Source organism: Campylobacter novaezeelandiae (genome assembly GCF_004323845.1).
Classification (GTDB): domain Bacteria; phylum Campylobacterota; class Campylobacteria; order Campylobacterales; family Campylobacteraceae; genus Campylobacter_D; species Campylobacter_D novaezeelandiae.
Genome location: NZ_QPGR01000013.1, coordinates 26,674 through 40,097, shown reverse-complemented (window position 1 = coordinate 40,097; position 13,424 = coordinate 26,674). Strand labels below are relative to the sequence as shown.

Here is a 13,424-nt window from a genome sequence, read left to right as displayed (position 1 = left end):
TTCAATTCCCCTCGCTTCCACCATCATTTAATTTCTTAAAATTTAAAAACCTTTCAAAATATCTATTTTTCAGTATTCTTATTATTTCATTTGATTTATAATAATTGCAATTTTTTCTATTTTTTCTTATAATTCTGTAGCCATTTATGTAGCCAAAGTATTAAAAATCAATTTGGGCTACAAAAATCTATAAGGTTAAAAAAATGCTTACTCAAAAAGATATCGATAATTTAGAAATTAAAGAAAAAAGATATATGATTAGTGTTGGTGAGCCAAAAGAATTATATGTTCGTGTTAATCCAACCGGAAAAAAAGTTTTTTATTTAAGGGCTTCGAAATTCAAACAATTTATAACCATTGGAGAATGTCAAAAAGGTATTTTAAATGTTACTAATGCAAGAGAAAAGGCAAAAGAGCTCTTAAAGTCAATGTATGATGGGAGCTTTGTTTCAAAAAGTGAAAAAGAAGTAACTTTAAATAAAGCTAATGCTCTTTATGTAGAAATTAAAGCAAAAAAATTAAGCAGGGCTACAATCAAAAAAGAGCAATTAGTTTATGGAAAATATTTCAATTCAACTTTAGGAAATAAAGCTATAAATGATTTAAAAAAAGATGATTTTTTGCCAATTTTTGACCTTATGTATAAAAAGGGAATTTTTGAGACTATTAGTAGAAGTATATCTTTTTTATGTAGAGTTTTAGAATTTTGCAGGCAAAGAGGAGATTTAAAAACAGATATTGTTTTACACTTAAAAGACTTACAAAGATTTTATAAAGAGGCAAATTATACACAAGCTAAGCATTATAAAGCTATAGTTGATGAAATAGGAATTAAAAATTTACTTTGTTGTATAAAAAAATATTCCAAGTTACCAAAAACAAATATGACTATTATCAATGCAATTTATTTTACTTTATTAACTGCACAAAGAAGTAAAAATATACGTTTTGCCAAATGGAGTGATATTGATTTTAAAAATAATCTTTGGATAATAAAAGCAGATGAAATGAAAGTGTCTAATAATGGAGATAATATTATTCCATTAAATAAATATGCATTAAAAGTTTTAGAAATTCAAAGAATTTTAAATGGGAATAAAGAATATATTTTCACTAATAATAATGGGATTATTAGTGAAAGTTTTGGAGTGAAATTTTTTAAAACATATAAATTAGAACATACTATACATGGTTTTAGAAGCACTTTTAGAAGTATTTGCACTGAAAAAAGTGATGAGCTTATAAAACTTGGGATAGGTAAAGATATAGCCGAAATGATATTGCATCATATTAATGGCAATGAAGTAACAAGGGCTTATGATAGATCTAAGGCTATAAATTTAAGGATTAAGTTAATGAATTGGTATGGTGATTATTTGAATTCACTTTGTGATTTTGATTTTTAAAAAGAATGAGTTTTTATCCATTTGATTATATCATTTTTTTCATACCTTATTGTTTTACCTATTCTAATATAAGGGATTTTATTTTCTTTCCTAAGTCTCCATAATGAAGTAAGACTTATATTTAAAAATTTACTCAAATCTTTTTCGCTCATATATTCTTTAATCATTTTTAACTCCTAATCTTTTATCTATAATTTCAAAAATAAGTTCTTTATAATATTTCCAAAGCCATTTTTGCTCTTCATCATCTATATCATCAGTGGTTGTTTTTCTCCAATCCTCTATGCTTTTGCTATCACAACCTAAATTCATTATAGTTTTAGTAAAACTCATAACATAAGTATCCAAGACAACGCTAAAGATATTTTTCATATCTCCTATACAATCTCTAAGATTTACATTTTCAAATATACAATTTTCAAATTCTGTTCTTAAAAAATTACAAAAATGAAAACTTGCTCCGCTAAAATCGCAATCTATAAAAGACGCATTCTTGCTTGAAATATCATTTAAATTAGCATTTTTAAAACTAGCACCATTTATAAATACATTATCAAAATCTAAACCACTTAAATTTAGATTTTCTAAGTTCGCATCATTTAAAGAAATACCTTCTAAAATGCAGTGCTCGACTAATTCTTTTTCACTTTTTCTATCATCTTCTATAATAATAGTTTTATCTAATCTTTTTAAAACTCCCAATTTATCTCCTTAATATTTTTTTCCATTTTTCTTCGTATTCATCATAGTTTTTATAATAATCTAATTTAGAATTAAAACTATCTTTTATACTTTTATAAATACAAAAATCATTTTCTTTTTCTAGTTTATAGTTTTTACCTGAAACACTTTCAGCAAATAACATATATTCCCATTTTTTAAAACAAAGAATGTCATAATCTTTAGCAAGTATTTTCCTAAGCTCTAAAAGCTCTTTTTCACTAAGCTTTCTTTTAAAACTTAACTGCTTTTTCTTTTCTAAGTCGTATTTAAGGGCTTTGATTTTGTTTTCATATTTCTCCTTTTGTTGTTTAAGCTGTGATTTATAACCTAAGCTTTGATGAAAAGCTAGTTTTTGCATTTGCTCTTGTTCAAGGTTTTTTAAGCGTTTTTCACATTCTATAAAATAACGCCTTGCCTGTCTGCCTTTTTCGTTGTTTTCAACCATACAAAGTTCTTTTGCCATATCTAAGGTTATATAGTATTCTTTGCGTGGGCGACCTTTTGTATAAACAAGTTCTATAATGTAGTCTTGGTTTTCAATGAAGTCGTAATTTTCAATTCTTTCGTTTATCCAATTTGCAAATTGTCTCTTAGCATCAATAAAAAAATGCAAATCTCTAGCTAAAATTTGATTGTTGTGTCTAAGCGGGATTAAATCTGTCATATCATTTCCTTATCACAATAAATTCATTTATAAATCAAATTATATATAAAACAATATCACTTGTCAATATAAAAGAATATAAAATGATAAGAAATTGATATGTATCTTTTTAACAAATTTGTTAAAAAGTTTTACAAGTCTTTTAAATCTTTTGTAATAAGAAAAATAATATATTGTGTAAGTGGCAAACCAACTTCATCGGCTTTTTTTTGTAACTCACCTTTTTGCTTATTACTAAGCCTTATCTGCACGATATTACTTCCCTTACTTTCTTTTTCTATTGCAGAAAAATGCAAATCAAATATATATTTATAGCTATTTTTAAGCCATTCTATCCACATACCCACAGATTTTCTATTAAAAAACAAATTATCACTTTTTTCTAACTGCCACTCTTTATATATGCTATACATTTGTTCATAAGCATTTGTTTCTTGCATATCTATTTTTAAGCCATAATCTAATAAAAGTTCATCAATTTCTTCTTTGAATTTTTTTTCTGATACAATCAATGATGGTCTTAGATATTTTATAATTTTAGAAGATAATTCACTTACTATATTATCAAATGGCTCTTTTTTTGTTCTTCCTAAAAAACTATCTTTTATGCTATATAAAAAGTTAAGGGCTTGTAGCATTTGTTCTTGATTGAGTCCAAACTTATCATTTACTATATCTATACTTTCTGCTATAACACCTTCATCACCTGCTGAAGTTTCATTTTTAAATATTTCTTTTCTATATTTTTCTAAATTTTGCATTAATTCTCCTTTATTTAAATAAACTTTTTTCTTGTGTATAACTTGGCTCAATAATGCCTTTGATATCTTCTAAAAAATATTCATTTTCTAAAACTTCCAAATCTTTGCTAATATAGGTTTTAGAAATTAAAACGCCTTTTATCTTATCCCCGTAAGATAGTTTTATACTTCTGTCTTTGAGTTTGTTTTTAAAATTTTCATCATTGATTTTAACTTTTATAACCTTGTCGTTAATAATTTCCCATTTACTTTCTCCGGTTAAATCTGGCTTTTTTATTATAAACGCACCTTGCATTTTACTTATTTGCTCCTTAACCCCATCAGCTGTTTTTGGGTTATAATCAAATGTTTCACTTATTCCATATACTTTTTCTTCAAATATTATCATAGGTTTATGTTTAAACTCCTTTGCTTTATGTGTTAGATCTGATACACAGGTTAATAGATTGGTTTCATTATTGTTGTATCCAAAATCTTTTAAGTCGCTTTTTTCTATAATGTTTTTATATTCTTTTGGAATATCTTGGCATTTTTTATCTTGTATTTTCTCTAAAATCATTTTTTTAGATTTTATAAGCAAATCAGCAAGTAATTCTCTCGGATTGCTAACATAATGTTTTATATCATCATCGCTTATTTTGTTAAGTTTTTCAGCAATCCATATTCTTATAGAGCCTTTTTCTATAGATTTAATTTGAATATTTATATCAATTTCTATACCAAAAACAGATACTAATGAATTATTCAACTTATCAATACTTAGTAAAAAATCTGTAATTTTTTGGAAAAATAATGTAGCATTTTCTTCATTAAAATATTCAAATCTTAACTCATAAGTTTGTTCTGACATGTATTTCTTTCTTTATTTAATAATTATTCTTTTATTATTTTATCAAAACTTACTTAAGCAAATAGACTTCTTTCTATGTGTTTAAACATAATTTCATTAGCACTTTTAAAAAAGTCTTTTTTAATTTCAAAACCATAAGCTTTGCGGTTTAAATTACAAGCTGCTAAAAGTGTGCTACCACTTCCAGCGCATGGATCAATTACTACATCATTTACATCTGTAAAAATCTTTATAAGTCTTTCTAAAAGCTTAACAGGCTTTTGAGTAGGATGCACTTTAGGAATGCCTTCATCTTTTTGCCAATCCATGCAGTTATAAATCATCTTTCCAATATTCTAAATCTTTAAGTTTATAATTAGCTTGTATTTTCTCTCCTCTTTCGAAAGCTTCCATAACTTCTATTTGTTCTCTTAAAGTTTTCATTTATTAATCCTTTATAGTTTATTAAATTGTTTAATGATGACACTTTCTGCCATGTTAGTTTTTTGTATATTTTTGATTACATAATCATAAATTTGAACAACATCTATTTTTTTGCCAAAAATATCTAATATCAGCCACAACCAAATCACTACTAAATTTTTTATTATCTTTTTCATACTGATAAGAACAAAACCAATAAGTTTTAATTTTAAGAAAATTAAGCAGTTTCATTTTAACAGCTCCTTATTTTCATGTATATTTCCAATAACTTCAATCTCGGCTGGTAAACCGTGCATTAAATTTTCATCTATTTCATCTATATCAACTAAATAAAAGCTCCCATTCTTAAAAACAACTTTATAAAGTAAATCTGCAAATGGGTAGCCATTGTCTTTAAGTATATCACCTTCGTAAATTTTGTTTCTTTTGCAATCTTTATAACCCGTCCAAAGTTCTATTTCATAATCTATAAGAGAATTTTCATAAGTTAATTGATTAAATACACTAGTTATAAAACCTAACGCCTCTGTTATACTTTTTGCTTCATATGTTTTAGAATTGTTATTCCAGATTCTAAAGTCAAAATCTTTTAGTTTCATTTTTTATCCTTTAAAAAATTTTCAATATCTAAAAAAGCTTTTGATAAGCAGTTTTTAATATTTGTTTTTCTTGTTTCATTGTAGATTTTCAGTAATTTTTTAAGCATATTAATTGATATGAAAAATCCAAAGCCGCGAATAAAAGACTTTTTTTCTAAAATAAAATTATTTTTCTTAGCAAATAAAACAAAGGCTTTTCTTCGATCTGAAAAAGGTATAATATCACTTAAAGCTATTTTAGAATGGTAGGTCGCTATTTTCTTCATTTAGCTCTATATATTTATCATTGTTTGGCTTTTTTATTTCATTGCCATAAGGATTGTAACTTTGATTTTCTTTTGGGGTATTTGATTTATTGTTATCATTATTTAAAGATTTATGCCTTGCTTTAAAAGATTTTATAGATAAAGGTTCTTTATTGTTTATAAACTCATCCATACTTTGCATTTTTTCATTAAAAATTCTATCAAGAAAGATTTTGTTAGTAAGTTCTCCATTTTTACTTAAATATTCTTCTGTTCCAAAACCTAAAACTAAAAGTTTATTAACTAAAGAATTTAGATAAATAACTTCAGTCTGCACTCCAAAAACATTCTCATTTCCCTTTTCACTAAAATCAAGTTCATCAATTCCAAAGAATTTCATAATAGCGTTTAATTGTCTAAATCCTAAATAATTTTCTTTTTCTCCATTTTTATTGATATAGCTAAAATCGTTATTTTTGGCTACAAAAAGATTAAAAATAGCTAGTTTTTGTTCTTTTCTAGTTAAAAATTCAAAACAAATAAAAGTATTATTACTTCCATCACTTGCTATCTTTTCATACAAAAAGGCTTTGCGAAAAACTCCGCTATAAAGCCCACCTTCATTTAAATACTCCACACTCGGTGCATAATTTGCCACTTCAAAACTTGCCGTAAATGCTGGTAACATTATAATTCTCCTTTGATAGTTTTAAGTGCTTTTTCTTTATCATTTAGCAACTCTTGTATTTTTTCACTTGTAAATAAAGAATGTTTTTTTATAAAATCATTTTGCTCTTGAGTGTTTAAACCATTATCACTCATAAATTTTCTAAGTTCAGCACCTAAAACTTTTATCTCTTTTGCTTTATTTTCTAAAGCTACTTTTTCATCATTACTCCAAACTTTTAAATCTTCATTTGGATTTAAAAATCGCTTTTCCTTTATTGTTTCCAATTCACTCTCATCAAGCATTCCAAGTCCGCAAATACTTAAGGTTACGCGCCTTTTTGCTTTTGTGATAGCTTTCATTATTGCGTTTGCTAAATTATCACCGCCTAAATTTTTAATATTTAAAGCACCTGTATCGCAATCAGTTCTTCCATCTGGTGTTGCTGCGTATGCTGTAACCATGTAAATATCTCCGACTTGATTTACTTCTGTTTTTGTAATACTTACTTTTCTGATTTGTCTTAGCTGATCAGTGGCTGATTTATTTGCATAAAGGGTTAATCTACCATTTAATACTATATATTCAAAAGGCTTTGTAAGCATATTTAAACCTAAACTTTCACAAAGATTTTTAACATAACTTGCTCGTTCTACATCACTAAGTTTTGATAAATCGCCTTTCACCAAAGCAAGCTCATAAGGATTAAAATTTATTTCTAACTTATTTTCTTCTTTTAATACAACTTCATTACTCATTTTTCATCTCCTTAATATTTTTCTCCATTTTTCTTCGTATTTTTCATAGTTTTGCCAATAATTAAGCTCTTTTTCTAATTTATTTAAAACAGCTTCAAACACTGAATTTTTACCTATTTTTTCGGCAAATAAACTAAACTCCCACTCTTTCATACAAAGAATGTCATAATCACGAGCTAGTATTTTTCTAAGCTCAAGCAATTCTTTTTGACTGAGTTTTCTTTTAAAACTCAACTCCTTTTTGTGTTCTAGGTCGTATTTTAAAGCTTTAATCTCATTTTCATATTTTTCCTTTTGCTGTGCTAATTGGGATTTGTAGCCGATTTTTTGATGATGATTTAAAGAATTTAGCCTTTTATTTTCACTAGATAAAGCTTTAAATCTCGCTTCGCTTTGTTCTCTTAAAAGCTTGGCTACTTTCTTGCGATATTCTTTAGCTTTAGGACTTTTGATAAAAAAGCCTAGCATATAAACACCTTCTAAAGTCCATTTGACTACTTTTTGTCTTCCGCCTTTGGTTTGCTCATAATCGTAGAAATAATGTATATTTTCTATGAGTTCGTCAGCGTTTCTTAAAAAATGTTTTGCGATTGAATTTTTGGTAACTTCATAAAATGAAGCAACTTGTATTGAGGTATTATTTTGTATTTGTGATAGCATATTAACCCTTTCATTTTATGCTTTGAAAGGGTTGTTTTGATTTAGTGCTTACTCTCTTTCGTTTTGTCTTTTAGAGACTTATTTTGCTTATAAAATAGATAGCAAGTATAAGCAAAGAGTATAACGCTTACTCCTGCAATAATGTTTAAACCTATCTCATTCATCTTTTTGCCTCCTTTGCATAAGAATACATATAGCCATAATCCCAACGCTAAAAGCAGTTATGATAAAGCTTTGCGGTTTAAAGTCAAAATTCATTAATGCGAAACTCCCATTAACAAATAAGCCAAGTCCTATATTTTTAATTAATTCCAACATAGCTAAATTCTAACACAAAAATCTTAAACAACCCTAATTCAAAGAACATAAATTACTAATTTTAGTAATTATGTAAGAATTATATACTATTTTTAGAAAATAGTCAAGTAAATAAAACTAATTTTAGTAAAATAATTTAAATAAATTCTAAAATTAGTATTTAAAGGTATGGACAAATTGTCTATACCTTATAACTCACTTGCTATTTTATGGGCTTTTTTAAAAATCTCTAATTTTTCCTTTAAAGTCTTATTTTCAATCAAAAGATTTAAAGCAAGTTCTGCCATTTTTGGAATTTTTGTAGTAGCCCAACCTGATATAGTCGTTTGTGGCACCCCCAAAATCTCGCTTAACTCCTTTTGTGTGATATTTAACTCTTTACAAACTTCTTTAACAATGTTTTCTTCTGCCATTTTATTCCTTTTCATCTGCGATAAATCTAAACTCTGCTTTTTTATGCTCTTTTAAGCTTTGAAATATATTTCCTAGTTTAGAAAGTGGAGCTTCATCATAAGAATTAAAAAAAACATTATTGCAAAGTGGGCATACAATGACAGTTTTACCTATATCTAAAGTGATTTTAGTTTTACATTGTTTGCAGGTGATTTCTAAACTTTTTAAATTTAACATTTTAACCTTTCCTTTGTTTTTATAATTTTATCAAAAAGTAATTTATTTTTATGCTCCTTTTTTGATTTTTAAACACATTGAAATACTTTCTTTATAAAACTCTTTAGGCACAGTAATATTTTTTTGCTCTAAAAAGCCCTTATAGTCAATTGTAGTTCTACTTTGTGGATATATTGTAATATCTAAACATCTTGCTTTCTCACCATTTGCTAAGGCTATAAGTTCTTTTTTAAGACTTTCTAGCTTTTCTTTAATAGGTTTAATCGTATTTTCAAGCCTTATAATTTCAATCGTTAGATTTTTTGCTTTAGTATCTTCAAGCTCTTTATATTCACTTTTTTGATCTATGATATAATCTAATATAAATTGCTTTACATTTTTAACCAACCATTCTTGATAAGCTTCATCTTTAAAGACTTCACACTCTATAATTTCTTCTTCTTTATTCATAGCCACAAATATACATTTTTCTTTACCACTGATATAAAGTCCAAATTGCACTTGTGCATAGTATTTATCACTTGGCTTTTTATTTTTTTTCACAAAATCATATTCATTTTGCGAATATTTAAACTCATAAACAATTCCATTTTCATCTAAGCCATCTAAACTTGCTATAAACATTTCATTTTCTAAGCTTTGTAAAACTATAGGAGTGATACTTACAGAATGCAAAAACTCAACCCTAGATCTAATCAAAGGTTCATAATCATTGCCTTTTTTCATAGCTTCATTTTGATAGACTTCTTTAAGTCCTAAAATGATATCCCTTGCTTCTTCTTTAGAATTAAAAGCATCTTTGATACCTACGCAAGATGCCACCATAGAAGCACCTATTTTTCCTTTTCTAAATTCTAACCATTCCTTGCTTCCTTGTTCTAAATCAATTATTTTACAATTCATCTTATCCTACCTTTTTTAAATTTTTAGGAATATCTTTTAAAATATAATATGTGTTTCTACTCTCTTTGCTTCTTTGTGTTTCTATGATATAACCTTTATTTCTAAGATTACAAATATAAGCTCCAAGCCTTGTTGTAATTCTTGTATCTATGCAATAAAAATTATCTATTTTTCCTTTATTTAATAAAATATTTAAGATTTGTTTTTCTCGTGATATTGTAGTTACTCCCATTCTTTTTCCTTTAATCTTTTAATTTCTTTTATGGCTAATTCATTATTTTTATGAACTCCTATTAGTCCTAATATGTCAAGAACTTCAATGCGAAAACGATTAAGATCTGAGTTTGTTTTTGTTTCAAATTTAAGCTTTTCAAAGCTTTCATTGATTGTTTTATCTTTCAATATTAAAAGATTTTTTAAACGCTCATTTTCATTTTTTAATCTTTTATATTTTTCTTTGAGACTAAATATGCTTACAAACATTATTTTTCCTTTGGATAATTTCTAATAGCTTGGCATTTAAAGCAATCTTTTCTTTAAATGTTTTAATATGCTCTTTAGCCTCTTCTTCATAAAGTTTAAAGTATTTTTCACTTTGATTTTTATAATACAAAAGGTCTTTTTTTAATTTTTTATATTCATCGTTAAATAAGCGGTATTCTTCTTTGCTAAATTTTTGAATAACTTGATTTTTATGATGATAAGCTTTCATGATTTCTCCTTTTTTTAATACTTAAAGAGACAATCATAAAAATTAGGAAAGGATAATTAAAATTTTAGCTTTGATGGGTTAATTTTAAATAAGGAAGTTAGATTGTCTCTTTAAGTATTAAAGGAGTTTAAGAAAAGCCAAGAGCCTTGCTCTCTTGGCGTGAGTATTGTTTAAGTATAGGCTAAGCAAGGCTATTTTATAATTTAGTAGGTTTTTTAATGGAGTTGATTAATTATTTTAATCAACTCTTTTACTATTTTCAATAATAAGAAAATAATACTTAAAATCTTTTCTATCATTAAAAACAGCTCCTTCCCCACCAAGAGAAATTAGCCACTTAAACTTTATAATTATACAAATATTTTCTTAAATCCTTGATTTTCTGTCGTTTTTAAAGTGCAAGAAAACCTTTAAAATAGCACTATAAACAATAATCACAAGCCAAGTTTGTGGATAACTTGCAAACCCTTCTGCTATTCAAAATCATTAACATAATGATAAAGCTTAATTTCCAAGCAGTCAAAAGCTTAAGAAAGTTCTTTTTTAAAGAACTTGTTAAACTTTTAATAAAGCTTTTCGTATTTATTTTTGAAAGTTTTTAAATTCTCAAGTAAATTAAAACAATCATTTATAAATTCATCTCCGTAAGCACTTAATGATGTTAAAAACTCATCATCTTTGTTTAGATTGTTTAAAGTAAGAAAAAAATTATCAAAATCTTCATAAAGTATTTTAAAGCTTTTTCCACTTCTAAGTTCTTCTTGTTTCATTTCATTGTCTTGATTTTCTAAATATTTTTCATACTCACAATGTGAATTTTCTACAGAGCAAGATAAATAACTCATTTTTTCTCCTTTTTGTTTTGTTGATAAAAGTATATAATAAAGAAACTTAATTAAAATTTAATTTAGTATATTAATTAGAAACTTTTTTAAAAAATATTTGTGGTATAATTTTTTAATGGGAAGATGAAAAATCTAAAAATATTTAAAAATATTTTTAGAAAATTGGAAGGATTAATGCGATGGATATAAGAAAAGAATTTTTTAGAGTTAGCATTGAAGAGATAGAACAAGCCCTTGATGAAATTCTTGGGAAAAACAATTATGATTTAAAAAAAGATATTAAAGCAGAAGAATATTATCAAACGCAGAGAATGCTTTAGTTACAAGTTAAAAAATTATAAATTTTAACAAAAACAAGAGCTAAAGCTACTCCATTTTGTTTTTAGAATGATAAAAATATTTTTACAAAATTCTTTTTGCTCTTCCTTATTAATTAAACCTATACAAATGAAATAATTTTCATCTATGTTATTTAATGCTTTAAAGCATTTATTTGAATCAAATTTTTCATTTTCTCCTAAATGAGACAAATATTTTAACAATTCATGTTGATTTTCAATCAAAATTTCTTTTTTTATTTCGGACATTAAAGAAAGCAAGTCTAAAAAATACATAAAATTAATTATCGCCATAATGAATTAATTTCTTCATCGTTTTTTTGTAATGCTTTTAATCTTAATGCTTCTTTTTTGTTTTCTTTTTTGAAAAAATCAGCTATTGCGTCTTGTGTTATTTCATTTGCAAGACTTTCAATAAAAGAATTTTTCCAAGGATCTTCCATATGTGTTTTGTCTCTAAGTTTCCATGCTCCTATGGAACCATATTTATTAAAAATAAAAATTAAAAGTTCATGTATATCTTTATTGCTAGCAATACAATCTGTATCAAAGTCATCAAGCTCATTAAAGGATATAGAATTTGAACCATACTGCTTAAATTGTTCATATATTTTTTTTACTACAGGACCATGCTTCCATGCTTCTATCCTATCGTCAAAAAGTGGCTTATTAAATAAGGCAAGAGAATATCCTTGTGCATAATAAAGCATTTTTTGAATTTTTAAATTACTAATAGTATCTCCAGCTTCTCTATTTCTAGCCAAAAATAAAAAATATTTTGCAACATCTAGTGCTTTCATACGTTTTTACCTTGCTTTTTTTAAGATATATAATATCATATAATATCATATAATATCTAAATAATATCTAATAATTAAACTAAAAAATTATTTAAGCTAATAATTAGTTAAAATATCACAATCAACCTTATATTTTTTTATATTCTCATCTTCTTTATTATTTTAAAGTCTCTAAACCTAATCATCCCACCACTTCTATAAAATTTTTAATTGTAGTTGGTTTTATGGTATTCTAAAAAAGCTTTCATTTCATTTTCTGTTATATTAACTTCTTGGCATATGAGTTTAAAAAATCTACTTTTTATGCTTTCTGAAAATTTAGTAGAGTCTTCTTGTGATTTAATGGCTGCATACAATTCATTTAATTTATTCTCGTCAATACTCCTTACAATATTGTATATATCTTCAATGCTTGAGTCTTCATCTAAGCTCGAGAGATGTTTTTTAAGATAAACGCTAAAAACTCCATAAATATATGCTTCATTTTTATAAGTATCCTTTAAAAATCTAATTATTTTAATATTTAAATCTGGAATAGGCACTCATATTCCTCAGCTCTTTCTCTAATAAGTGCAAATTCTTGTTTTTCTTCATTGGTAATATTTTTATATACCGCTTCTATACTTTTTCCATATTCTATAATATCAAAATCTTCTTTAAACAATGAAGTGTCAAAACCACCTGTAATTTTCATAAAATCTTCATCTAATATTGTTTCTAATATGTTTTTTGTTGCCAAAGATGAATAGTATACATTTGAATCAGCATTTCCAAATTTTGCAAAATTTTTATCACTCATTCTTTTTTTAGAAATTGTAATTGTTTTATTTAATTGTTTAATAATTTTTCTTATTTTTTGCTTTTCTTTTATTTTATTTTTTCCTTCAAGTGTTAAAAAATAATTTTGGTCACATAAACTAGTATAAAAAGCCCATCTATTTAATTTTTCAACTTCACTGCACAAACTAATATAATATTCCGTTTTAACAGTTTTTAAAGCATGTTGAGTATTTTTTGATTTTACTTCTATGGGTAACTTTGCATTATAGTCAGCATTTAATGTATTAGCAGATACAAGTAAAGCTATGGCACATACGCCAGAGATTATTCCTTTCATAATTA

25 protein-coding genes and 1 pseudogene are annotated in these 13,424 nt (G+C 25.7%); 2 read left to right on the top strand and 24 right to left on the bottom strand.

The window, feature by feature from the left end:
- The first annotated feature begins 203 nt into the window (after positions 1–203).
- The gene (locus tag DU473_RS06725) at positions 204–1,406 is read left to right on the top strand and encodes a tyrosine-type recombinase/integrase (RefSeq protein ID WP_116574661.1); all 1,203 of its coding nucleotides are present in this window, start codon (positions 204–206) and stop codon (positions 1,404–1,406) included.
- On the opposite strand, the gene DU473_RS06720 is transcribed toward DU473_RS06725, so the two are convergent.
- From DU473_RS06720 to DU473_RS06635, 20 genes and pseudogenes are all read right to left on the bottom strand, one after another.
- On the bottom strand, positions 1,403–1,573 hold the full coding sequence (locus DU473_RS06720) for a helix-turn-helix domain-containing protein (RefSeq protein ID WP_116574662.1): 171 nt from the start codon (positions 1,571–1,573) through the stop codon (positions 1,403–1,405). The two genes, DU473_RS06725 and DU473_RS06720, sit on opposite strands and share 4 nt — an antisense overlap.
- Complete coding sequence (locus DU473_RS06715) at positions 1,566–2,108, bottom strand: pentapeptide repeat-containing protein (protein WP_131186810.1); 543 nt, start codon at positions 2,106–2,108, stop codon at positions 1,566–1,568. Before DU473_RS06715 ends, DU473_RS06720 begins: the two co-directional genes overlap by 8 nt.
- Position 2,109: 1 nt before the next feature.
- Positions 2,110–2,793, bottom strand: a complete 684-nt coding sequence (locus DU473_RS06710) for an antA/AntB antirepressor family protein (RefSeq protein ID WP_131186809.1) — start codon at positions 2,791–2,793, stop codon at positions 2,110–2,112.
- A 131-nt stretch (positions 2,794–2,924) separates the two neighbouring features.
- A complete protein-coding gene (locus DU473_RS08475) occupies positions 2,925–3,554 on the bottom strand; it encodes a hypothetical protein (protein ID WP_262868194.1) in 630 nt (209 codons plus the stop codon).
- A 10-nt stretch (positions 3,555–3,564) separates the two neighbouring features.
- Complete coding sequence (locus tag DU473_RS06700) at positions 3,565–4,404, bottom strand: hypothetical protein (RefSeq protein ID WP_131186808.1); 840 nt, start codon at positions 4,402–4,404, stop codon at positions 3,565–3,567.
- 53 nt (positions 4,405–4,457) lie between these two features.
- Positions 4,458–4,739 (bottom strand): annotated as a pseudogene (locus tag DU473_RS06695) (DNA methyltransferase); the annotation flags it as partial.
- Between the two features lie 172 nt (positions 4,740–4,911).
- Entirely contained in the window at positions 4,912–5,058 is a 147-nt protein-coding gene (locus DU473_RS08270) for a hypothetical protein (protein ID WP_166683083.1), read from the bottom strand.
- On the bottom strand, positions 5,055–5,426 hold the full coding sequence (locus tag DU473_RS06690; RefSeq protein ID WP_131186807.1) for a YopX family protein: 372 nt from the start codon (positions 5,424–5,426) through the stop codon (positions 5,055–5,057). The genes DU473_RS08270 and DU473_RS06690 overlap by 4 nt, the downstream gene beginning before the upstream one ends.
- Positions 5,423–5,692 carry a hypothetical protein gene (locus DU473_RS06685; protein WP_131186806.1) on the bottom strand — a complete coding sequence of 90 codons (270 nt, stop codon included), beginning with the start codon at positions 5,690–5,692 and terminating at the stop codon, positions 5,423–5,425. Before DU473_RS06685 ends, DU473_RS06690 begins: the two co-directional genes overlap by 4 nt.
- Positions 5,664–6,359, bottom strand: coding sequence for a hypothetical protein (locus tag DU473_RS06680; protein WP_131186805.1), 696 nt, complete (start codon positions 6,357–6,359; stop codon positions 5,664–5,666). Before DU473_RS06680 ends, DU473_RS06685 begins: the two co-directional genes overlap by 29 nt.
- The gene (locus tag DU473_RS06675) at positions 6,359–7,096 is read right to left on the bottom strand and encodes a hypothetical protein (protein WP_131186804.1); all 738 of its coding nucleotides are present in this window, start codon (positions 7,094–7,096) and stop codon (positions 6,359–6,361) included. The genes DU473_RS06680 and DU473_RS06675 overlap by 1 nt, the downstream gene beginning before the upstream one ends.
- Before the next feature lie 3 nt (positions 7,097–7,099).
- Positions 7,100–7,756, bottom strand: coding sequence for a BRO-N domain-containing protein (locus tag DU473_RS06670; RefSeq protein WP_131186803.1), 657 nt, complete (start codon positions 7,754–7,756; stop codon positions 7,100–7,102).
- Positions 7,757–7,912: 156 nt separating this feature from the next.
- Positions 7,913–8,074 (bottom strand): hypothetical protein, encoded by a 162-nt coding sequence (locus DU473_RS08265; protein ID WP_002783965.1) that lies wholly within the window; start codon positions 8,072–8,074, stop codon positions 7,913–7,915.
- 188 nt (positions 8,075–8,262) lie between these two features.
- Positions 8,263–8,487 carry a helix-turn-helix domain-containing protein gene (locus DU473_RS06665; protein WP_131186802.1) on the bottom strand — a complete coding sequence of 75 codons (225 nt, stop codon included), beginning with the start codon at positions 8,485–8,487 and terminating at the stop codon, positions 8,263–8,265.
- Position 8,488: 1 nt separating this feature from the next.
- Positions 8,489–8,704 carry a hypothetical protein gene (locus DU473_RS06660; RefSeq protein WP_131186801.1) on the bottom strand — a complete coding sequence of 72 codons (216 nt, stop codon included), beginning with the start codon at positions 8,702–8,704 and terminating at the stop codon, positions 8,489–8,491.
- A 48-nt stretch (positions 8,705–8,752) separates the two neighbouring features.
- Complete coding sequence (locus tag DU473_RS06655) at positions 8,753–9,607, bottom strand: lambda-exonuclease family protein (RefSeq protein WP_131186800.1); 855 nt, start codon at positions 9,605–9,607, stop codon at positions 8,753–8,755.
- Between the two features lies 1 nt (position 9,608).
- Positions 9,609–9,839, bottom strand: coding sequence for a helix-turn-helix domain-containing protein (locus DU473_RS06650; protein ID WP_131186799.1), 231 nt, complete (start codon positions 9,837–9,839; stop codon positions 9,609–9,611).
- A complete protein-coding gene (locus DU473_RS06645; RefSeq protein ID WP_131186798.1) occupies positions 9,830–10,090 on the bottom strand; it encodes a hypothetical protein in 261 nt (86 codons plus the stop codon). Before DU473_RS06645 ends, DU473_RS06650 begins: the two co-directional genes overlap by 10 nt.
- Positions 10,071–10,319 carry a hypothetical protein gene (locus DU473_RS06640; protein WP_131186797.1) on the bottom strand — a complete coding sequence of 83 codons (249 nt, stop codon included), beginning with the start codon at positions 10,317–10,319 and terminating at the stop codon, positions 10,071–10,073. Before DU473_RS06640 ends, DU473_RS06645 begins: the two co-directional genes overlap by 20 nt.
- 563 nt (positions 10,320–10,882) lie before the next feature.
- Positions 10,883–11,164 carry a hypothetical protein gene (locus tag DU473_RS06635; RefSeq protein WP_131186796.1) on the bottom strand — a complete coding sequence of 94 codons (282 nt, stop codon included), beginning with the start codon at positions 11,162–11,164 and terminating at the stop codon, positions 10,883–10,885.
- A gap of 179 nt (positions 11,165–11,343) precedes the next feature.
- On the opposite strand from DU473_RS06635, the gene DU473_RS08260 reads away from it, so the two are divergent.
- A complete protein-coding gene (locus tag DU473_RS08260; RefSeq protein ID WP_002900948.1) occupies positions 11,344–11,484 on the top strand; it encodes a hypothetical protein in 141 nt (46 codons plus the stop codon).
- A gap of 24 nt (positions 11,485–11,508) precedes the next feature.
- On the opposite strand, the gene DU473_RS06630 is transcribed toward DU473_RS08260, so the two are convergent.
- From DU473_RS06630 to DU473_RS06615, 4 genes are all read right to left on the bottom strand, one after another.
- On the bottom strand, positions 11,509–11,778 hold the full coding sequence (locus DU473_RS06630) for a hypothetical protein (RefSeq protein WP_223147417.1): 270 nt from the start codon (positions 11,776–11,778) through the stop codon (positions 11,509–11,511).
- 8 nt (positions 11,779–11,786) lie between these two features.
- Positions 11,787–12,302, bottom strand: coding sequence for a Panacea domain-containing protein (locus DU473_RS06625; protein ID WP_002900952.1), 516 nt, complete (start codon positions 12,300–12,302; stop codon positions 11,787–11,789).
- Between the two features lie 206 nt (positions 12,303–12,508).
- Positions 12,509–12,844 carry a hypothetical protein gene (locus tag DU473_RS06620; RefSeq protein WP_131186794.1) on the bottom strand — a complete coding sequence of 112 codons (336 nt, stop codon included), beginning with the start codon at positions 12,842–12,844 and terminating at the stop codon, positions 12,509–12,511.
- Positions 12,826–13,419 carry a hypothetical protein gene (locus DU473_RS06615; RefSeq protein WP_131186793.1) on the bottom strand — a complete coding sequence of 198 codons (594 nt, stop codon included), beginning with the start codon at positions 13,417–13,419 and terminating at the stop codon, positions 12,826–12,828. The genes DU473_RS06620 and DU473_RS06615 overlap by 19 nt, the downstream gene beginning before the upstream one ends.
- Positions 13,420–13,424: the final 5 nt, after the last annotated feature.